This window comes from Litorisediminicola beolgyonensis, from assembly GCF_042679605.1.
In the GTDB taxonomy this organism is placed as follows: domain Bacteria; phylum Pseudomonadota; class Alphaproteobacteria; order Rhodobacterales; family Rhodobacteraceae; genus Litorisediminicola; species Litorisediminicola beolgyonensis.
Window position 1 is genome coordinate 1 of sequence record NZ_JBHTMU010000011.1, and the last position, 20,117, is coordinate 20,117.

Consider the following 20,117-nt stretch of genomic DNA (forward strand, 5'->3'; position numbering starts at 1 on the left):
CGCGCCAGCGGTGCCGGGTTCAGCCGGTCCGAGCGCCGCCCGAGCGCCTCGCGCCGGTCCCGCAAGAGCCGCTCCAGCGCCGGCTCCAACCGCGCACCGGTCTGCGCCAGCCCCCGCCCCTGTTCGCCGATGGCCCGCGTCAAAACCGAGGGACGCAACGCGCCCGCACTTTCCGACAGGGCAAGCCGTTTCAAGCGAACCATTCCGGTCAACGCTTGCGGCAGCCGGTCAGAGGCGACATCGAGCCTCTGGCGCGCGGTATCGACCAGCGTCTCGGGGCGCGGCAAGGCCCGGGACAGATCGCGCAGCCGCTGGTCGCGCAACTCCAGCCGCTGGGTTGCGGCGCGGGTGAGACGCGCGCCCATCTCGCCGGTCCAGCCCAGCAGATCGCGCCGCACCGGCACCGCGATCTCGGCGGCTGCGGTTGGCGTCGGCGCGCGCCGGTCGGCGGCGAAGTCGATCAGCGTGGTATCGGTCTCGTGGCCCACCGCCGAGATCAGCGGGATCTCCGATGCCGCCGCGGCGCGCACGACGATCTCTTCGTTGAACCCCCAGAGGTCCTCGACCGACCCGCCGCCGCGCGCCACGATCAGCACGTCGGGGCGCGGCAGCGCGCCTCCGGGCGTGAAGCGGTTGAAGCCGTCGATGGCGCGCGCGACCTCGGGCGCGCAGGCCGCGCCTTGCACCGCCACCGGCCAGATCAGCACCTTGCGCGGAAAGCGGTCGCGCAGCCGGTGCAGGATGTCGCGGATCACCGCGCCCGAGGGCGAGGTCACGACGCCGATGATCTCGGGCAGGAAGGGCAGCGGGCGCTTGCGATCTTCTGCAAACAGCCCCTCGGCGGCGAGCGCGGCGCGGCGTTTCTCGAGCATCGCCATGAGCGCACCGGCCCCGGCGGGCCGCATGTCCTCGATCACCACCTGGTATTTGGACTGGCCGGGAAAGGTCGTCAGCCGTCCGGTCGCGACGACCTCCATGCCTTCCTCGGGCTGGGTCTGCAGCCGCGACGCCACGCCCTTCCACATCACCCCCGAGATCACCGAGCGGTCGTCCTTGAGGTCCAGATAGACGTGGCCCGAGCGCGGACGGGACACCCGGCCCACCTCGCCGCGGATGCGCACGAAGCCAAACTCGCCCTCGATCACGCGTTTCACCGCACCCGAGATCTCGGAGACGGTAAACTCCGGCGTGTTTCCGCTCTCGCTGCCCTCGTCGATCAGGTCCATGCCCCTGCCTCGCCTGTCTTGCCCGGGCCGACGATAGCCCCGTGCGGCGGGAAGGAAAACCGCGCCTTGCCCCGCGCCCCGCCTTGGGGGTATCCGGCTGCCGAGAGACAGAGGGGCGGCGCGATGAATATCCTGATCTTGGGCAGCGGCGGGCGCGAACATGCGCTGGCCTGGGCGGCGGTGCAGAACCCGAAATGCGACCGCCTGATCGTCGCGCCAGGGAATGCCGGAACCGCGAAGATCGCCGAGACCGCGCGGCTCGATATCGAGGACGGCGCGGTTGTGGCCGAGTTCGCGGGCGAGAACTCCATCGATCTCGTCATCATCGGCCCCGAGGCGCCGCTTGCCGCCGGGGTCGCGGATGTGCTGCGCGATGCGGGCGTGCTGGTCTTCGGCCCGTCGGCCGCGGCCGCGCGGCTGGAAGCGTCGAAGGCCTTCACCAAGGAGATCTGCGCCGCCGTCGACGCGCCGACCGCGGCCTACGCCCATTTCACCGATCTCGACGCGGCGCTCGATTATGTCCGGGCCCAGGGCGCGCCCATCGTGGTCAAGGCCGACGGGCTCGCTGCCGGGAAAGGCGTGATCCTCGCCCAGACCGTGGCCGAGGCCGAGGACGCGCTGCGCGACATGTTCGGCGGCGGGTTCGGCGCGGCCGGGGCCGAGGTGGTGATCGAAGAGATGATGACCGGCGAAGAGGCGTCGTTCTTCGTGCTGGTGGATGGCGAGACGGTTCTGCCCATTGGCACCGCGCAGGACCACAAGCGCGTGGGCGACGGCGACACCGGTCCCAACACCGGCGGCATGGGCGCCTATTCGCCCGCGCCGGTGATGACCGAGAGCGTGACGCAGAAGGCGCTCGACGAGATCGTGCGCCCGACCATGGCCGAGATGGCGCGGCGGGGGATGCCCTACCAGGGCGTGCTCTATGTTGGGCTGATGATTGCGGACGGGCAGCCGCGGCTGGTCGAGTACAACGTGCGCTTCGGCGATCCGGAATGCCAGGTGCTGATGATGCGGCTGGGCGCGCAAGCCCTTGATCTCATTCACGCCTGTGCCGATGGGCGGCTGGCGGAGGCGCAGGTGACCTGGGCCGAGGATCACGCGATGACTGTGGTGCTGGCCGCGCAGGGCTATCCCGGCGATTACCGGAAAGGCAGCGTGATCGGCGGTTTGGATGCCCTGCCCTCGGACAGTTTCACCGTCTGTTTCCATGCCGGGACCGCGCTCAGGGACGGCCAGGTCGTGGCCTCGGGCGGACGGGTGCTGAACGCGACGGCGCGGGGGGAGACGCTGGCAGAGGCACGCGACCGGGCCTATGCGCTGGTCGACGGGATCAACTGGCCCGAAGGCTTCTGCCGCCGCGATATCGGCTGGCGCGCGCTCTGAGACCTGTACGTTCGCGCCGTTTCGGGCGGGTGATTTGGACGCGGTCTGCGGTTTTCGGGGCGGTTTTGTACGATTTTCACCGCTGACGCGTGGCGGGCAACGCGGCGCCGGGCCTCAGGATTGCGCGCCGCAACCAAGGCGTGCGCGGCCCATTCCGACCACTCGGCAGGCCGTCCCGTCCCTCAATACCCGCTGTCGCTGATCAGGACCTTGTGGCCCGGCGAGACCTCTTTGTAGCGGGTGGGATCGGGGGTGTAGCCGGCCTCGTGGATCGGCGAGGGAATCGGTTTGAAGTTCAGGTCCCGCTCGCTCTTGCGCTGGCGCGGGTCGGCGATCGGGACCGCCTTCATCAGCGCCTGCGTGTAGGGATGCTGCGGATCCTCGAAGACCGCGCGGCGGGGGCCGAGCTCGACGATGCGGCCCAGATACATCACGCCGACATAGTGGCTGACGCGCTCGACCACGGCCATGTCGTGGCTGATGAAGAGGAACGAAAGGCCCAGCTCGGCCTGCAGCTCCATCATCAGGTTCACCACCTGCGCCTGCACCGAGACGTCGAGCGCCGAGACGGCCTCGTCGGCGATGATGAGCTTGGGGTTGAGCGCGAGCGCCCGGGCGATGGCGATCCGCTGACGCTGGCCGCCCGACAGCTCGTGCGGGTAGCGCTGCATGAAGCTGCGCGGCAGCTCGACCCGGTCGAAAAGGTTCGCGACTCGGTCGCGCATCTCGGACCCCGAGGCCAGCCCGAAATTCCGCATCGGCTCGGAGACCTGGTCGGCCAGCTGCATCTGCGGATTGAGCGACGCGAAGGGGTCCTGGAAGATCATCTGCATGTCCTGCCGCGCGCGGCGCAGCGCCCCGGGCGACAGCGACATCACGTCCATCCCGTCGAGGTCGATCTTGCCCGAGAGCGGCTCGACCAGCCGCAGGATCGAGCGTCCGGCGGTGGATTTCCCGCAGCCTGATTCGCCGACAAGGCTCAGGGTCTGGCCGCGATTGATGGTGAAGGAGACATCCTCGACCGCATGCACATTGGCGACGGTGCGGCGGAAGAAGCCGCCGGTGACCGGGAACCGGGTCACCAGATTCTCGACCGTCAGCAGCGTCTCGTTGGTGCCGGGGATCGGATCGGTCGCCTGATCGTCGCGGCCCACGAGCTTCATCGGACGCGGCGCATCCGAGCCGGTCATCTCGCCAAGCTTCGGCACGGCGGCGAGCAGCGCCTGCGTGTAGGGGTGCTTCGGGGCCTCGAAAATCTCTTCGACCGGGCCTTCCTCGACCTTGTTGCCGCGAAACATGACGACCACGCGGTCGGCCATCTGCGCGACCACGGCCATGTCATGGGTGATGAACATCACCGCGGTGCCGGTCTCGCGCTTCAGCCGGTCGATCAGCGCGAGGATCTCGGCCTGGATGGTCACGTCGAGAGCGGTCGTCGGCTCGTCGGCGATCAGGAGGCGCGGCTTGCAGGCCAGCGCCATGGCGATCACCACCCGCTGGCGCATGCCGCCCGAGAGCTCATGCGGATATTGGCGGAGACGGCGCTCGGGTTCGGGGATGCGCACCTCGCGCAGAAGCTCGAGCGCGCGGGCCTCGGCCTCGTCCTGGCTCATGCCGCGATGGACCTTGAGCCCTTCGGTCAGCTGGCGGCCAACGGTGAAGACCGGGTTCAGCGCGGTCATTGGCTCCTGGAAGATCATGCCGATCTCGTTGCCGCGGATCGTGCGCATGAGATCCTGGTCGGCGGTGGTCAGGTCGAGCGGCCCGCCATCCTTGCGGTCGAAGATCAGCTTGCCATTGGCGATATCGCCGCCGCCGAACTCGATCAGCCGCATCAGCGACAGCGAGGAGACCGATTTGCCCGAGCCGCTTTCGCCCACGACGCAGACGGTTTCGCCCGCGGCGATGTCGAAGGAGACGTCCTCGACGCCCACGACCGTGCCGGACTTGGTCTGGAACTCGACCCTGAGATTCTCGATCCGGGCGATGGGATGGTCGAGCATGGGCGTGGTCTCCGCTCTGGCGATGGCCGTTCGGTGCAAACGCTACGGGCGGTTTGCCCAAGGGTCAAACACTGCCGCTGGGTCAATCTCTGACCAAATGGTCAAACTCTTGCAATTTGCGCGCAACCGGTTTTCGATGCCCGCATGAGGCAGGAGCCGCGAGGCTCCCGCGTCGTTCCGGTCGCGACATAAAAAGCCGGACGGCGCGCGTTCATCACGGGCGGCCTTGCAACGAAAAAGTGGTGCGCGCGAAAGCGCGCCAACAGGGAGTATCCGATGACATTGAAATCCCTCCTTATGGGAGCCGTTGCCGCGTGCGCGGTCGCGCCGGCAGCCTTTGCCGAGCGCGGTGCGGACGGCCAGGTGAACATCATCTACTGGCAGGCGCCGTCGATCATGAACCCGTATCTCTCGGGCGGCACCAAGGACATCGAGGCCGCGAGCCTCGTGATCGAGCCGCTCGGCCGCTATGACCCGACCGGCGCGCTGGTCCCCTATCTCGCCGTGGAGATCCCGACAGTCGAGAACGGCGGCGTGTCCGAGGACCTGACGACGATCACCTGGACGCTGAAAGAGGGCCTTCTGTGGTCCGACGGCAGCCCGGTCACCGCAGCGGACGTAGTGTTCACCTCGGAATACTGCATGGACCCCGAGGGCGGCTGCGCCCAGCGCGCCAAGTTCGACGGCGTGGCCTCGGTCGAGGCGGTCGACGACCTGACCGTCAAGGTCACCTTCGAAACCCCGAAGCCCAACCCCTACGGTCCCTTCATGGGCGGCCAGTCGCCGATCCTGCAGAAGGCGCAGTTCGAGAACTGCAAGGGCGCGAACGCGTCGTCCTGCACCGAAGAGAACTTCAACCCGATCGGCACCGGCCCGTTCCGCGTCACCGATTTCCGTCCCAACGACGTGATCTCGCTCGAGGCGAACCCGAACTACCGCGATCCGGCCAAGCCGGCCTTCGCGACGGTCAACTTCAAGGGCGGCGGCGACGCGATGGCCGCGGGCCGCGCGGTTCTCGAGACCGGCGAGTTCGACTACGCCTGGAACCTGCAGCTTGCGCCCGACGTGCTCGAGCAGATGGCGGCCGCTGGCCAGGGTGAGCCGATCGCGGCCTTCGGCACGCTCGTCGAGCGGATCGAGATGAACCTGACCGACCCGTCGCCGGACCTGCCCGAGGGCGAGCGTTCGACCGTCGCGCATCCGCATCCCTTCCTGTCGGAAGAGCCGGTGCGCCGCGCGCTGTCGATGGCCATCGACCGCGAGCTTCTGGTCGAGGTGGGCTACGGCCAAGCCGGTCGCGCCACCTGCAACCTCGTGCCCGCGCCCGAGCTTTACGCCTCGGACAACACCGACTGTCTGACCCAGGACATCGAAGGCGCGAAGGCGCTTCTCGAAGAGAACGGCTGGACCGACAGCGATGGCGACGGCATCCGCGACAAGGACGGCATGAAGCTGAGCCTCGTCTACCAGACCTCGACCAACGCCGTGCGCCAGGACTTCCAGGCGCTGATCAAGCAGTGGTGGTCGGAGATCGGTGTCGAGACCGAACTGCGCAACATCGACGCGTCGGTGTTCTTCGGCGGCGACCCGGGCAGCCCGGACACGTTCCAGAAGTTCTACGCGGATGTCGAGATGTACGCGAACAACTTCGACGGCACCGACCCGCAGGCCTACCTGTCGATGTATCGCTGCGGCAACGAGCCGAAGCCGTCCAGCCAGTGGCAGGGCGAAAACATCAACCGCTTCTGCAGCGAAGAGTATGACGCGCTCCTCGACGAGCTGGCGCAGACCGGCGAGCTGGACAAGCGCGGCGAAATCGCCAAGCAGCTCAACGACATGATCACCAAGGAAACGATGACCATCGTGCCCCTGGTCGACCGTGGCCGGGTCTCGGCACGCTCCAACACGCTGGGCGGCGTGGCGCTGAACACCTGGGACAGCGAGCTCTGGAACGCGGCGGACTGGTACCGGATCAAGGAGTGATCCGGGCCTCTGACGCCCAAGACTGACGGGGTGAGGCGGGCTGCGACCCGCCTCACCCTTTCCGACGCCAGACGCGCCGCGGCGATCCTGCCCCGCCGCCGCCCCTCACGCCGGGAGAGCCATGCTCACATACACGATCCGACGACTGGTCCTGTCGTTCCCCGTGCTGCTGTTCATCAGCTTCGCGGTCTTCATGCTCCTGCAACTCGCGCCCGGCGACCCGATGGCACAGGTGCCGCTGACGGTACCGCCGGAGGTCAAGCAGCAGATGCGCGAAGCGCTCGGCCTCGGTGAGCCGCCGCTGGTGCAATACTGGAAATGGCTGGTGCAGGTCTTCTGGATCGAGCCGCAGGTGCTGATCGATCACTGGTTCGGCACCTCGTTCTCCGAAGGCAAGCTCCGGGTGATCTCGTGGCAGACGCGCTCGCCGGTGATGGACATCGTCATCCAGCGCATCCCGCAGACGCTCTGGGTCGTGGGCCTCGCCTATGTGGTGGGCGTGCTGATCGCGCTGCCCATCGGCATCTACTCGGCCTACCGCCAATATTCGGTCTTCGACCAGGCGGGCACCTTCGTGACCATGATCGGCTTCTCGATCCCGCCCTTCTTCACCGGCCCGCTCCTGATCGTGATCTTCTCGGTCCAGCTCGGCTGGTTCCCCTCGATCTACGACACCACCCACGTCGTGAACGACTGGGCGAGCTTCAAGATACAGCTTCAGCAGATGATCATGCCGGTGATGGTGCTCGCGCTGCAGACCACCGCGCAGATCTCGCGCTACATGCGCGCCGCGATGCTCGACAACCTGAATGCCGACTACGTGCGCACCGCGCGCGCCAAGGGCATGAGCGAATGGGTCGTCGTCATGATCCATGTGCTGAGAAACTCGATGATCCCGGTGATCACCGTGATCGCGCTCGGCGTACCCGCGATCTTCGGAGGCGCGATCATCACAGAGAACGTCTTCAAGGTGAACGGCATCGGCCAGCTTCTGATCACCGCGCTCTTCGCCAACGACCTGCCGATGGTGATGACGCTGACCTTCATCTTCGCCTTCCTCATCGTCATGTTCAATCTGATCGCCGATGTGCTCTACGGCCTTCTCGACCCGAGGATCCGCTATGACTGAGCCCGTCCCCGCCTCTCCGAAAGCCATCGAGGCGCTGCGCGACGCAGGGCCCGAGGCCCCGCCGCGGTCGCAATGGCGCGATGTCTGGGACCAGTTCCGCAAGCACAAGGGCGCGATGTTCGGAGGCGCCTTCCTCGTCTTCATCACCCTCGCCGTGCTCTTCGGCCCGTGGGTCTGGACGCTCGATCCGCAACAGCTCGATATCCGCAACAAGGACCTGCGGCCGATCTGGACCGCGCTCTGGGACAGCAGTGCCAAGACCGCGATCGGCCATCCGTTCGGGACCGACAATCTCGGGCGGGACCAGCTGGCGCAGATGATCTATGGCGGCCGCGCCTCGATGGCGGTCGGCTGGGCGGCGATGGTGCTGTCGCTCTTCATCGGCACCGCCATCGGAGTGATCGCGGGCTATTTCCGCAAGCTCGACGGCATCCTGATGCGGATGACGGACCTCTTCCTGTCGCTGCCGATCCTGCCCCTCCTCCTTGTTGCCGTGACGCTCTTCCGCCAGCCGCTCCGGGCCAATTTCGGCCCCGAGGGCGGCATGTTCATCCTGATCGTGACGGTGATCGGGATCACTTCGTGGATGCCCACCGCGCGGATCGTGCGCGGCGACGTGCTGGCGCTCAAGGAACGCGAGTTCGTGCTCGCGGCGCGGTCCATCGGCACGACGCCGTGGAAGATCATCCAGCGGCACCTTCTGCCGAACGTGCTGTCGCCGATCATGGTCTCGGCGACGCTGGGCCTCGCGACCGCGATCATCACCGAGTCGGCGCTGTCCTTCCTGGGGGTCGGGTTTCCGTCGGACTTCCCGACCTGGGGCAAGATGCTCGCCGACGCGGTGCCGCGCATGGTCGACTTCCCCGAGCGCGTCATGCTGCCGGGAATCGCCATCTCGCTCACCGTGCTGAGCGTGAACTACCTGGGCGACGGCCTGCGCGATGCGCTGGATCCGCGGCTCAGGGGGCGCTGAGACGAAATAAGGAGGCGCGGTCCGGGCGGACCGGATCGCGCCCTGCCCCCATTTCGGGCAGCCCGCGGGCGAGGCGAACGGATGTTCCGCGACCTGCGACATATTGGGGAAATCGGTCCTGGGCGCGGAACCGCGCGCATAGGGTGATGGGTTGATCGATTGATCTTCGTCCCTCATCTGGGACGAAATTCCGTTGTGATGGAGCCCGATCCCATGTTCGAGACCCTCGGCTTCGAGACCCTGACCCCGCAACAGGCGGCGGTCTTCTTCGCCCTCGGCCTTGGTGTCGTCTTCGGCATCCTCGCCGAGCGCACCAAGTTCTGCTTCCGCCGCGGCCTTGTCGGCAGCGACGCGCGCCAGGCGATGGGCGTCTGGCTGACCGCGCTGGCGCTGGCCCTGATCGGCACGCAAGGCGCGGTCGCCGCCGGTCTGATCGATTTCGCCGATCACCGCTTCATGGCGTCCGAGCTGCCGGTCCTGGCGATCGTGCTGGGCGGCCTGATGTTCGGCATCGGCATGGTGCTGACCCGCGGCTGCGTGTCCCGCATGACGGTTCTGGGCGCGGGCGGCAACCTGCGCGGCATTATCGTGCTCCTGATCTTCGCCGTGGTGGCGCATGCGACGCTGAAGGGCATCCTCGCCCCGGTGCGCACGACGCTCGGTTCGGTCACGGTCCCGCTGGGCGACGCGGTGTCGCTCGCGGCGCTTCCGGGCGGCGCGCTCCTGTGGTCGGCGCTGATCGCCGCGGCGCTTCTCGCGTTCGGTCTGCGCTCTGGCAACCGCCCCGGCGTGCTGGTTCTGGCGGCGCTTCTGGGCCTTCTCGTCCCGCTCGGCTGGGTCGGCACGGGCTACGTGCTTCTCGACGAGTTCGACCCGATCGCGATGGAGAGCCTGTCCTTCACCTCGCCCTGGGCCGATACGCTCTTCTACACCGTCGCCTCGACCTCGATCCCGGCCGGGTTCGGCGTGGGTCTCGTGGGCGGCACGCTGGCCGGTGCGCTGGTCGCGGCGCTCCTCTTCGGCACCTTCCGCTGGCAGAGCTTCTCCTCGCCCGGCGAGACCGGCCGCTACGCGGCAGGCGCGGCACTGATGGGCGTCGGCGGCGTGCTGGCGGGCGGCTGCACCATCGGCGCGGGCCTTGCCGGTGTCCCGACCCTGTCGGTGGCCGCGATCCTCGCGCTTCTGTCCATCGCAGTGGGCGGCAAGCTGACCGGTCTGGCGCTCGAGCGCCGCGACAGCGCGGCCCCGGCCTACGCCCAGCCCGCGGAATAAAAGACGCACCCTCCCAGAGTGCCTCTCGGGCCGCCTTCGGGCGGCCCTTTTTCGTGGCAGAGCGCTCTGGACGCGCGCGGTCAGCGGTAGCGGGCGGAGGTGATGAACTCGCCGAAGGCCTCGCACCAGATCACCACGCTGTCGAACCCGTCGAGATCGACGCCTTGGCCGATCGGCAGGATGAACCCCTCGAAACTGTCGACATCGCCCAGCTGCAGGCTTTGGTCCTTCACCGCCTCGAAGCTGGCCTCGTCGGTGACGTCGCCGGGGCTGAGATAGAGCTTGTAGTCGGGCCCGGGCGCCAGTCGGCCCATATGCACGATGCGCTCGGGGGAGAGCGCCACGCTGCCCTCCCCCCAATGCAGGAAATCGCTGCCGGGAAGATCGCGGGAGAACTCCGCCGTGTAGCGGGCGCCTTCGGCCTGCCCCGCAAGCTCGGCGGCCTCGGGGCTCGCGGGCGCGGTCAGGATCGGCAGGACGTAGATGCCGGCGGCAAAGCCTATGGCGAGCGCGGCGGCATGGGTGGCGGCGAGAAACAGAAGACGCATGGGATCACCAGACTGAGGGGTCGCGCGATCCTAGCGTGAAACCCGGGACAGAGGTGAGCGAAATCCGCCGCCGCCTACATCTCGCCGCCCGCGATCTCGATGGCCTGCCCGTTGACGCTGCCCGACTGCTCCAAACAGAGCCAGAGCGCGGCGGCGGCGACCTCTTCGGGCGCGATCAGGCGGCCATGGGGATTGGCGCCGACCATGACCTTTTTCGCATCCTCTTCGGACATGCCGGTGCGCGCCATGATCCTCTCGACATTCTGCGGCACGATGTCGGTGTCGACATAGGCCGGGCAGAGCGCGTTGAAGGTGATCGGCTTGCCCAAGTAATCCGCCGCGAGGCCGCGGATCAGGCCGATCATCGCGTGTTTCGACGCGGTATAGGCGGGCGCGCCCTTGAGCCCGCGCACCCCGGCGATGGAGGAGACCGCGATCACCCGGCCCCAGCCCGCGCCATGCATGTGCTTGAGACATTCGCGGATGGTCAGGAAGGCCCCGTCGAGATTGATCCCCATCATTTGCCGCCAGAAGGCCAGATCGGTGTTGTGGATCGCGCGGCCCTCGGCAATCCCGGCATTGGCGACGCAGATCTGGATCGGACCGCGGGCGGCCACCGCGGCGGTGACACCGTCGACCACGCTCTCCTCGTCCGAGACATCCATCGGCAAGGGAAAGAGCCCGGCCGAGGCGGCCTCTTCGAGGACCGAGGCGCGACGCCCGGTTATGGTGACCTCGGCCCCCTGCTCTGCCAAGGCCCGCGCGATGGCCCGTCCGATGCCGGTGCCGCCGCCCGTCACAAGCGCGTGGCGTCCCTTGAGTGTCATGGCGTCCTCCCCCGGTTTGACCTCTGGCAGAGTAAGGCCCAGCGCCGGGACGGCAAGCCGCGCGGTTTACATTGACATTCACATCCGCGAATGTGTTGGTGATTGAACCGGGAGGATGGGCATGACACGGGCATTACTGGCTGCACTGGCCACATTGGGCATCGGAGCTGGCGCGCAGGCCTCCGAGGATATCGCAAACAAGTACCCGGCCTCGGAGCTTTACGACAAGCCGGTCGAGGTGATCCCGCATGTCTTTTCGGCCATCGGGGCCACCGCGCCGCCGACCTACGAGAACGCCGGTCACAACAACAACCTGAGCTTCATCGTGACGGGTGACGGGGTGATCGTGGTGAACGGCGGCGCCTCGGCGCGGCTGGCAGAGGCGCTTCATGACGAGATCCGGGCGGTCACCGACCAGCCGGTGAAGCTGGTGATCAACGAGAACGGCCAGGGCCACGCGATGCTCGGCAATTCCTACTGGGCGGATCAGGGAGTCGAGATCCTCGCCCACGAAGACGCCATCGCCGAGATCGAGGAGAACGGCGATTTCATCCTTCAGGACATGCAGCGCTACAATCGGGACCGCGCAGAGGGCACGCGGGTCGTGGTGCCGACGCGGTCCTTCAGCGACCGCGGGGTGATCGAGATGGGCGATGTCACCGTCGAGGTGCTGCATCTCGGGCCTGCCCATTCGGCGGGCGACACGCAGGTCTGGATTCCAGAGTGGGACATCGTGATCGCGGGCGACATGGCCTTTCACGAGCGGATGCCGCCGATCTTCTCCGAGACCGACACGGATGGGTGGATCGAGACCTTCGAGGGACCGTTCACCGATCTGGGCGCACTCTACGTAATCCCGGGCCACGGCCATCCGACCAACATGGCGCAGGTCCAGCGCTACACCGCCGATTACGTGCGCGACCTTCGCGAGAAGATCGCCGCGCATCTCGAAGAGGGCGGCGATCTGGCGGGCGCCTATTACGTCGACCAGTCCGCCTGGGCGCATCTCGACACGTTCGAGGAGCTGGCGACGCGCAACGCGGGCCGGGTCTTCGAGGAGATGGAATGGGAATAGGACCTTTGGACGTGGCGTCCCGCCCACGCGGCGGTTGCGCTGTGGATGCGCAAAGCTAGGCTGTTCGCGTCTGTGTCGGCGGAAAGGGTCTTGTCATGCTGGTCTTGAGGTCGATCCCGGTTGCGGTCCCGGGATCGCGGCGGGCATGACCCTGCCGCGCTGGATCGACCTGCCTCCGGTCTGGCTTGCGGGCTTCGCCGCGCTGACCTGGGCGGGCGGCAAGGCCGGACTGCCCGGAGGCAGCCCGCTGATCGCCCTTGCCGGGGCGGGCCTCGTTCTCGTCGGGCTGGCGCTGATGGCGGCCGCGGCGTTCGAGATGATGCGCCGCCGCACGACAATTATCCCGCACCAGGAACCCGCGGCGCTGGTTACGACCGGCATCTTCGCGCTCTCGCGCAACCCGATCTATCTGGGCGACGCGATGATCCTCGCGGGGCTGGCGCTACGCTGGTGCTGGCCGGCACTCGCGTTGGTGCCGGTGTTCATGTGGGTGATCGAGCGGCGTTTCATCCGCTCCGAGGAACTGCGACTCTTGGACAAGTTCCCGACGGATTTTGTTTCCTATAGGCAACGCACGAAACGGTGGCTATGACCCCGAGCTGAGCTAGATACATGATCGCAAAGACTTGCGGTCACGCACCGCGTTTGAGATGGCCAATCCAATGGTCGCCGGACGCCGACGAAACAGTCTGAACCTAGAGGGGGACAGAGAGAGTGAAGATTGGAACGCCAAAGGAGGTGATGCAGGGCGAAGCCCGGGTCGCGATGACCCCGGACTCGGCCAAGCAGCTCCAGAAACTCGGACATGAGTGCCTGATCGAGGCGGGTGCCGGTGAAAAGGCCGGTCTGCTCGATTCCGCCTATGAAGAGGCAGGCGTCACCGTGGTCGAGAGCGCCGACGCGCTCTGGAGCCAGTCCGACATCATCGCCAAGGTCCAGCCGCCGACGGACGAGGAAATCGGCCGTCTGAGCGAGAACAAGACGCTGATCTCGTTCTTCTGGCCGGGCCAGAACGAAGAGCTGATGAAGCAGGCCGCCGAAAAGGGCGCCTCCGTCATCGCGATGGACATGGTCCCCCGGATCTCGCGCGCCCAGAAGATGGATGCGCTGAGCTCGATGGCCAATATCGCGGGCTATCGCGCCGTGATCGAGGCCGGCAACAATTTCGGCCGCTTCTTCACCGGCCAGGTGACCGCCGCGGGCAAGGTGCCCCCGGCCAAGGTCCTGGTCGTCGGCGCAGGCGTCGCGGGTCTGGCGGCCATCGGCACCTCGACCTCGCTCGGCGCGATCACGCTCGCCTTCGACGTGCGCCCCGAAGTGGCCGAACAGGTCGAGTCGATGGGCGCCGAGTTCGTCTATCTCGACTTCGAGGAAGAGCAAGAAGACGGCTCTGAATCCGGCGGCTACGCCAAGCCCTCGAGCCCCGAGTTCCGCGAGGCGCAGCTGGCCAAGTTCCGCGAGCTCGCCCCCGATGTGGACATCGTCATCACCACGGCGCTGATCCCCAACCGCGAGGCGCCCGAGCTCTGGACCGAGGACATGGTCCAGGCGATGAAGCCCGGCTCGGTGATCGTCGACCTCGCCGCCGAGAAGGGCGGCAACTGCAAGATGACCGTCAAGGACGAGCGCATCGTCACCGAGAACGGCGTCATCATCATCGGCTATACCGACTTCCCCAGCCGCATGGCCAAGCAGTCCTCGCTGCTCTACTCGACCAATATCCGTCACATGATGACCGACCTGACGCCCGAGAAGGACGGCAAGGTCGTGCATGACATGGAAGACGACGTCATCCGCGGCGCGACCATCGCGCATGGCAAGGAGGTGACCTTCCCGCCGCCCGCGCCGAAGACCAAGGCGATCGCGGCGCAGAAGCCGAAGCCCAAGGAAAAGGAAAAGACGCCCGAAGAGAAACGCGCCGAAGAGATGGCCGCGTTCAAGAAGCAGACCAAGCAGCAGGTCACCCTGCTCACCATCGGTGCGGTGCTTCTTCTCGGTGTCGGCCTGATCGCTCCGGCGAGCTTCATGCAGCACTTCATCGTTTTCGTACTGTCGGTCTTCGTCGGCTTCCAGGTGATCTGGGGCGTCAGCCACAGCCTTCACACGCCGCTCATGGCGGTCACGAACGCGATCTCCTCGATCATCATCCTGGGCGCGCTGATGCAGATCGGCTCCAGCTCGTTCCTGGTGATCCTGCTTGCCGCCCTGTCGGTCTTCATGGCCGGTATCAACATCTTCGGCGGTTTCCTCGTCACCCGGCGCATGCTCGCCATGTTCCAGAAATCGTAAGCGGGAGGCAGGACAATGGATTATGGATTCACCACCGCGGCCTATGTGGTCGCAGCGGTTCTCTTCATCCTCTCGCTCGGCGGTCTGAGCGGGCAGGAAAGCGCCAAACGCGCAATTTGGTACGGCATCGTCGGCATGGCGCTGGCGGTCGGTGCGACGCTGATCGGTCCGGGATCGGGCCTCTGGGTCGTCTCGGTCGTCTTGGTCGCGCTTGGCGGCGTGATCGGCTGGCAGCTCGCGCAGCGGGTGCAGATGACGCAGATGCCCGAGCTTGTCGCGGCGATGCACAGCCTCGTCGGCCTCGCGGCGGTCTTCGTCGGCTTCAACGCCGATTTCACCATCAACCTCGTCGATGCAGCCAAGGCCGCGGGCGAGAGCGTGGACGGCAACTTCGCGCAGCTCGTCGCCAAGAAGGAGCCGGTCGAGATCGGCATCCTGATGGTCGAACTGTCGCTCGGCATCTGGATCGGCGCGGTGACCTTCACCGGCTCGATCATCGCCTATGGCAAGCTCGCAGGTAAGGTGAACACCGCCGCGCAGCAGCTTCCGGGCGGTCACATGCTGAACCTCGCCGCGGTGCTCGGTTCGGTGCTGATGCTGGTGCTCTACCTCTCGGGCTCGGGCTCGTGGACGCTCTTCGTCATGGCGGCGCTGGCGTTCTTCATCGGCTACCACCTGATCATGGGCATCGGCGGCGCCGACATGCCGGTCGTGGTGTCGATGCTGAACTCCTATTCCGGCTGGGCCGCCGCGGCGATCGGCTTCTCGCTCGGCAACGATCTCCTGATCGTGGTCGGCGCGCTTGTCGGCTCCTCGGGTGCGATCCTGTCCTACATCATGTGCAAGGGCATGAACCGCTCCTTCGTCTCGGTGATCCTGGGCGGCTGGGGCGGCAGCTCCGGCGGTGCGGCCGCCGAGGTCGAGGGCGAGCAGGTCGCCATCGACGCGGACGGCGTGCAGAGCGCGCTGGACGAGGCCGACAGCATCATCATCGTGCCCGGTTACGGCATGGCGGTGGCGCAGGCGCAGAACGCGGTCAGCGAGCTGACCAAGAAGCTGCGCGCGGCCGGCAAGGAGGTGCGCTTCGCGATCCACCCGGTCGCGGGCCGTCTGCCGGGCCACATGAACGTGCTTCTGGCCGAGGCCAAGGTGCCCTACGACATCGTGCTCGAGATGGAGGAGATCAACGACGATTTCCCCGATACCGACGTGGTGATCGTGATCGGCTCGAACGACATCGTGAACCCCGCGGCGCAGGACGATCCGAACTCGCCCATCGCCGGGATGCCGGTTCTGGAAGTGTGGAAGGCGAAGCAGGTCTTCGTGTCGAAGCGCGGCCAGGGCACGGGCTATTCCGGCATCGAGAACCCGCTCTTCTTCAAGGAGAACACGCGGATGTTCTACGGCGACGCGAAAGAGAGCCTGAACACGCTCCTGTCCAAGATGGACTGAGCGGGCGCTCATATCGACGCAAGGAAGCGGCCGGTCCCCTGGGACCGGCCGTTTTCGTATTGTGCCTTGCGTGCGGACGCACAGGCGGGCGGGTGACTCCCGGGGCGCGCTTCGCCCTCTCCTTGGTCGCCGCGATCCCCGGCATCCGGCTGCGGCACGGCGGACGCTTTACTCACCTGCCCCGGCTCGTATCTAGTGGGACCGAACAAGACCGGACCCGAGATGCCCCTTCAGGATCACCCGCTGCGCTACAAGCTCGCCAACGAGCTGCACGCCCGTCCTTTCCCGTCGCTCCAGCCGCCCTGCCGCGCCGTCTACCTTGCGCTCAAGCGCGCCGAGGACGCCGCAGCGCGCGACCGCGAGGAAGACCGCCGTCACCTGACCGACCTGCTCGACCGGTTCGGCGCCAAGCATCCGCAACCGGGCGCGACGCATTACTCGGGCCGGATCGGGCAGTTCACCCTGAAATGGGAACAGCATACCGAGTTCGTCACCTACACGGTGTTCCTCAACGGCCTCGGCGAGCGGCGCTTCGACCCCGCCGATCTCAACGTCTTTCCCTCGGACTGGCTGCAGGCGGCCCCGGGCGTGCGGATCACCTCGGCCCTGATCCGCTGCTGTCCGCGGCCCGACAGCGTCGACGAGATCGAGGAGAAGGTCGAGGACTGGTTCGTCTCGGAAAGCGTCGCGGTCTCGTCTGTGATCGACGACGAGGCGGTGATCGCGGGCGATTTCCGCATCGACCCGGCGGGGCATCTGCGCTTCGTGCTCTTCGCCGCGCCCGAGGTCGGCGAGCGGCGGATCGGCCGGATCGTGCAGCGGCTCTGCGAGATCGAGACCTACAAGAGCATGTCGATGCTGGGCTTCTTCCGGGTCCGCGAGATCTCGTCCCGGATGGCCGAGATCGACTCCGAGCTGACCCGCCTGATGGAGGCGATGACCCAGGGCGTGGGCCCTGCCGAGGAGACGCTGAAGGCGCTCCTGTCGGTCTCGGCCGAGCTCGAGGCGCTCTCCGCGCAGACCGCCTTCCGGCTGGGCGCGACGGGCGCCTACGAGGCGCTGGTCAGCCAGCGGATCTCGGTTCTGCGCGAGGCGCGCTGGAACGGGCGGCAGACCTTCGGCGAGTTCATGATGCGCCGCTACGATCCGGCCATGCGCACGGTGAAAAGCGCCGAGCGGCGGCTCGAGGCGATGGCCACGCGGGCGGTGCGCGCGGGCGACCTGCTTCGGACCCGGGTCGAGGTCGAACGCTCGGCTCAGAACCAGCAGCTTCTGGAAAGCATGGACCGGCGCGCGCAGCTGCAGCTGCGTCTGCAGGAGACGGTGGAGGGGCTGTCGGTGGTGGCGATCAGCTATTACGCCGTGTCGCTGGTGGGCTACCTCTTGTATCCGGTCGCGGGCGCCATCGGCATCTCCAAGGGGCTTCTGACGGCCCTGGTCACCGTGCCGGTCGTCGCCGCGGTCTGGGTCGCGATCCGGCGCATAAGGCTTCAGGTTCCGAAGGGCGAGCAGGACCTTTAGGCAGACCCGCGCGGCCGGGAGGAGGAGGAGCGATGGCAGGCATCGGCAAGATCGTCCGGCGGAGTTTCCTCGTCGGCGCGGCGGCGCTCGGCGGCGGGCTCGCGCTCGGTGTCTGGGCGCTCCAGCGCGAGGCCCGGAACCCGTTTGAGGGACGCGACGACCTCGCCGCACTCGGGCCGTTCATCCTGATCGATGCCGAGGGCGTCACGCTGGTAACACCGCGTGCCGAGATGGGCCAAGGGACGCAGACGACGCTCGCGGCGCTTCTGGCCGAGGAACTCGATCTCGACTGGGACCAGGTGCGGGTGATCCACGGCCCCCCTGCCCCGGCGTATGCCAACGAAGCGCTGATCGCCGATGCGCTGCCGGGGCTCGACTGGCGGCGGCCGGACTGGGTGCACGCGGTCGGCGCGCAGCTCGGCAAGGCCGGGAAATACATCAACATGCAGGTGACCGGCGGCTCAACCTCGATGATCGGCGGCTACGAGAAGATGCGGGTGGCGGGCGCCATGGCGCGCGATCTCCTTGTGCGCGCGGCCGAGGCGCGGACCGGCGCGGCACCGGGCACTCTGAGCACCGAGGCCGGTTCGGTGATCGGACCGGACGGCGCACGGCTGAGCTATGCGGAGCTCGCGCAAGAGGCCGCGGAGTTGGAGCCCCGCGCCGTCGCGCTGAAACCCCGGAGCGACTGGCGCCTTCTGGGCCATGCGCAACCGCGGCTCGATGTGCCCGACAAGGTTCAGGGGCGGACGGTCTATGGCATGGATCTCAGGCTCGACGGCATGCGCTTCGCGACGGTGCGCATGAACCCGAGGCAGGGCGGCGGGATGCGCGGCTTCGACGACAGCGCCGCTCTCGCCATGACCGGCGTCGAGAAGGTGGTCGATCTCGGCACCGGCATCGCGGTGATCGCCCGGAACAGCTGGCTGGCGATGCGCGCCGCGGAGGCTGTCGAGATCGAGTGGGAGGACGCCCCCTACCCCGCGACGACCCAAGGCCTCTTCGATGCGATCGCCGAGGCGTTCGAGACCGAGCCGAACGCGACGCTCCGGGACGATGGCGACGCGGAGGGGGACTTGGTCGGGACGGCGGTCGAGATCGAGGCCGAATACCGCGCGCCCTTCCTCGCACATGCCACGATGGAGCCGATGAACGCCACCGCGCGCTTTGGGGACGACCAGCTCGAGGTCTGGGTCGGGACGCAGGCCCCGCTTTTCGCACGCGCGCTCTGCGCCGATGCGGCGGGGCTCGAGACCGAGGCGGTGACGGTGAACGTGCTGCCGATGGGCGGCGGCTTCGGACGGCGGGCGGAGGTCGATGCGGCGGTGCTGGCGACACGGGTGGCGATGGCGCTGCCGGGTGTGCCCGTGCAGACGGTCTGGAGCCGCGAGGAGGACATCCGCCACGATGCGTTCCGCCCGGGCGCGGTCGCGCGGATGCGCGGTGCGGTTCAGGACGGCGCGCCGGTGCTTCTGGATGCGCGGATGGCCACGATCTCCTGCACGCGCCAGATCGTCACCCGGCTGACCGGCCTGTCCGCAGCCGGCCCCGACGCGGTGTCGGTCGAGGGGCTTTACGACCAGCCCTACGCGATCCCGTCCTATCGCGCGCGCGGCTACCTCGCCGATCTTCCGATCCCGGTGGGCTTCTGGCGGTCGGTCGGCAACTCCCACAACGCGTTCTTCCTCGAAAGCTTCGTCGACGAGCTGGCCCATGCGGCGGGCGCGGACCCGCTCGCCTTCCGGCTGGAGATGCTGCGCAGCAGCCACCCGCCCTCTGCCGCGGTGCTGGAGGCGGTGGCCGAGATGTCGGGCTGGGGCGATGCAAACCCCGAGGGCACCGCGAAGGGCGTCGCCTTCTGCCGGTCCTTCGGCACACCGGTCGCGCAGGTGGTCGAGGTGACGCGGCGCGGCGAGGCCATCGCGGTCACCCGCGCCTGGATCGCCTGCGACCCGGGCATCTCGCTCGACCCGGGCATCATCACCGCGCAGATGGAGGGCGGCTGCCTCATGGGCCTTTCGGCGGGCATAGGTGAGGAAGTCACCTTCGAGGACGGCATCGCACAGGAAGCGAATTACGACCGCTACCGCCTCATGCGCCTGCCGCAGGCGCCCGAGCTGGAGGTGCGCATTCTTGAAAACGGCGACGCGCCGTCGGGAATCGGCGAGCCGGGACTGCCCCCGGCGGCCCCTGCCCTGGCCAACGCGATTTTTTCCCTGACGCAAACGCGAATACGCTCGCTGCCGCTCAACCGCTCGGTAGCCTTTGCCGAAAATTCAAAAGGTTAACGAAAAGTTACGGTAAGATTTCATCAGGGTTTATGTCCATTTTGATGACATTTGTCCCGATTTTGCCCTGATCTCGTCCATCTCGACTTTTAGAAAATTGCAGCAAGGTCGGCAAAAGACCGACTAAGTGTGCAACCCCGCGGCC

15 protein-coding genes are annotated in these 20,117 nt (G+C 67.3%); 11 read left to right on the forward strand and 4 right to left on the reverse strand.

Annotated elements, in window-relative coordinates; translation table 11 throughout:
• Nucleotides 1-1,226: exodeoxyribonuclease VII large subunit (gene xseA, locus ACFQ4E_RS07980; RefSeq protein ID WP_386802420.1), on the reverse strand; the 1,226-nt coding region annotated here is incomplete at its 3' end.
• Between the two features lie 123 nt (nt 1,227-1,349).
• Here xseA and purD point away from each other — a divergent pair.
• Entirely contained in the window at nt 1,350-2,612 is a 1,263-nt protein-coding gene (gene purD / locus ACFQ4E_RS07985; RefSeq protein WP_386802421.1) for a phosphoribosylamine--glycine ligase, read from the forward strand.
• Between the two features lie 182 nt (nt 2,613-2,794).
• On the opposite strand, the gene ACFQ4E_RS07990 is transcribed toward purD, so the two are convergent.
• Complete coding sequence (locus ACFQ4E_RS07990; RefSeq protein WP_386802422.1) at nt 2,795-4,615, reverse strand: ABC transporter ATP-binding protein; 1,821 nt, start codon at nt 4,613-4,615, stop codon at nt 2,795-2,797.
• Nucleotides 4,616-4,891: 276 nt separating this feature from the next.
• Here ACFQ4E_RS07990 and ACFQ4E_RS07995 point away from each other — a divergent pair, with 276 nt between their 5' ends.
• The 4 genes from ACFQ4E_RS07995 (at nt 4,892) to ACFQ4E_RS08010 (ending at nt 9,972) form a co-directional block, all read left to right on the forward strand.
• The gene (locus ACFQ4E_RS07995) at nt 4,892-6,598 is read left to right on the forward strand and encodes a peptide ABC transporter substrate-binding protein (RefSeq protein ID WP_386802423.1); all 1,707 of its coding nucleotides are present in this window, start codon (nt 4,892-4,894) and stop codon (nt 6,596-6,598) included.
• A gap of 121 nt (nt 6,599-6,719) precedes the next feature.
• Nucleotides 6,720-7,727 carry an ABC transporter permease gene (locus ACFQ4E_RS08000; RefSeq protein ID WP_386802424.1) on the forward strand — a complete coding sequence of 336 codons (1,008 nt, stop codon included), beginning with the start codon at nt 6,720-6,722 and terminating at the stop codon, nt 7,725-7,727.
• Complete coding sequence (locus ACFQ4E_RS08005) at nt 7,720-8,700, forward strand: ABC transporter permease (protein ID WP_386802425.1); 981 nt, start codon at nt 7,720-7,722, stop codon at nt 8,698-8,700. Before ACFQ4E_RS08000 ends, ACFQ4E_RS08005 begins: the two co-directional genes overlap by 8 nt.
• Nucleotides 8,701-8,913: 213 nt before the next feature.
• Nucleotides 8,914-9,972, forward strand: a complete 1,059-nt coding sequence (locus ACFQ4E_RS08010; RefSeq protein ID WP_386802426.1) for a YeeE/YedE family protein — start codon at nt 8,914-8,916, stop codon at nt 9,970-9,972.
• 80 nt (nt 9,973-10,052) lie between these two features.
• Here ACFQ4E_RS08010 and ACFQ4E_RS08015 read toward each other — a convergent pair whose 3' ends face one another.
• Both ACFQ4E_RS08015 and ACFQ4E_RS08020 read right to left on the reverse strand, forming a co-directional pair.
• Complete coding sequence (locus ACFQ4E_RS08015) at nt 10,053-10,520, reverse strand: DM13 domain-containing protein (RefSeq protein WP_386802427.1); 468 nt, start codon at nt 10,518-10,520, stop codon at nt 10,053-10,055.
• Nucleotides 10,521-10,594: 74 nt separating this feature from the next.
• Nucleotides 10,595-11,347: an SDR family NAD(P)-dependent oxidoreductase gene (locus ACFQ4E_RS08020; protein WP_386802428.1), complete on the reverse strand. Its 753-nt coding sequence runs from the start codon at nt 11,345-11,347 to the stop codon at nt 10,595-10,597.
• A gap of 121 nt (nt 11,348-11,468) precedes the next feature.
• Between ACFQ4E_RS08020 and ACFQ4E_RS08025 the strand changes: the two genes are divergently transcribed.
• From ACFQ4E_RS08025 to ACFQ4E_RS08050, 6 genes are all read left to right on the forward strand, one after another.
• Nucleotides 11,469-12,422, forward strand: coding sequence for an MBL fold metallo-hydrolase (locus tag ACFQ4E_RS08025; protein ID WP_386802429.1), 954 nt, complete (start codon nt 11,469-11,471; stop codon nt 12,420-12,422).
• 145 nt (nt 12,423-12,567) lie between these two features.
• A complete protein-coding gene (locus ACFQ4E_RS08030; protein WP_386802430.1) occupies nt 12,568-13,014 on the forward strand; it encodes a methyltransferase family protein in 447 nt (148 codons plus the stop codon).
• A gap of 122 nt (nt 13,015-13,136) precedes the next feature.
• Nucleotides 13,137-14,711: a Re/Si-specific NAD(P)(+) transhydrogenase subunit alpha gene (locus tag ACFQ4E_RS08035; protein WP_386802431.1), complete on the forward strand. Its 1,575-nt coding sequence runs from the start codon at nt 13,137-13,139 to the stop codon at nt 14,709-14,711.
• A 15-nt stretch (nt 14,712-14,726) separates the two neighbouring features.
• Complete coding sequence (locus tag ACFQ4E_RS08040; RefSeq protein WP_386802432.1) at nt 14,727-16,163, forward strand: NAD(P)(+) transhydrogenase (Re/Si-specific) subunit beta; 1,437 nt, start codon at nt 14,727-14,729, stop codon at nt 16,161-16,163.
• 222 nt (nt 16,164-16,385) lie between these two features.
• The gene (locus ACFQ4E_RS08045; protein WP_386802433.1) at nt 16,386-17,684 is read left to right on the forward strand and encodes a DUF3422 family protein; all 1,299 of its coding nucleotides are present in this window, start codon (nt 16,386-16,388) and stop codon (nt 17,682-17,684) included.
• Between the two features lie 32 nt (nt 17,685-17,716).
• Complete coding sequence (locus ACFQ4E_RS08050) at nt 17,717-19,972, forward strand: xanthine dehydrogenase family protein molybdopterin-binding subunit (protein WP_386802434.1); 2,256 nt, start codon at nt 17,717-17,719, stop codon at nt 19,970-19,972.
• Nucleotides 19,973-20,117 lie beyond the last annotated feature (145 nt).

Coding starts and splice junctions, on each gene's coding strand:
- purD (WP_386802421.1), top strand. CDS start 1,350: ATGAATATCCTGATCTTGGGCAGCGGCGGGCGCGAACATGCGCTGGCC.
- ACFQ4E_RS07990 (WP_386802422.1), bottom strand. CDS start 4,615: ATGCTCGACCATCCCATCGCCCGGATCGAGAATCTCAGGGTCGAGTTC.
- ACFQ4E_RS07995 (WP_386802423.1), top strand. CDS start 4,892: ATGACATTGAAATCCCTCCTTATGGGAGCCGTTGCCGCGTGCGCGGTC.
- ACFQ4E_RS08000 (WP_386802424.1), top strand. CDS start 6,720: ATGCTCACATACACGATCCGACGACTGGTCCTGTCGTTCCCCGTGCTG.
- ACFQ4E_RS08005 (WP_386802425.1), top strand. CDS start 7,720: ATGACTGAGCCCGTCCCCGCCTCTCCGAAAGCCATCGAGGCGCTGCGC.
- ACFQ4E_RS08010 (WP_386802426.1), top strand. CDS start 8,914: ATGTTCGAGACCCTCGGCTTCGAGACCCTGACCCCGCAACAGGCGGCG.
- ACFQ4E_RS08015 (WP_386802427.1), bottom strand. CDS start 10,520: ATGCGTCTTCTGTTTCTCGCCGCCACCCATGCCGCCGCGCTCGCCATA.
- ACFQ4E_RS08020 (WP_386802428.1), bottom strand. CDS start 11,347: ATGACACTCAAGGGACGCCACGCGCTTGTGACGGGCGGCGGCACCGGC.
- ACFQ4E_RS08025 (WP_386802429.1), top strand. CDS start 11,469: ATGACACGGGCATTACTGGCTGCACTGGCCACATTGGGCATCGGAGCT.
- ACFQ4E_RS08030 (WP_386802430.1), top strand. CDS start 12,568: ATGACCCTGCCGCGCTGGATCGACCTGCCTCCGGTCTGGCTTGCGGGC.
- ACFQ4E_RS08040 (WP_386802432.1), top strand. CDS start 14,727: ATGGATTATGGATTCACCACCGCGGCCTATGTGGTCGCAGCGGTTCTC.
- ACFQ4E_RS08045 (WP_386802433.1), top strand. CDS start 16,386: ATGCCCCTTCAGGATCACCCGCTGCGCTACAAGCTCGCCAACGAGCTG.
- ACFQ4E_RS08050 (WP_386802434.1), top strand. CDS start 17,717: ATGGCAGGCATCGGCAAGATCGTCCGGCGGAGTTTCCTCGTCGGCGCG.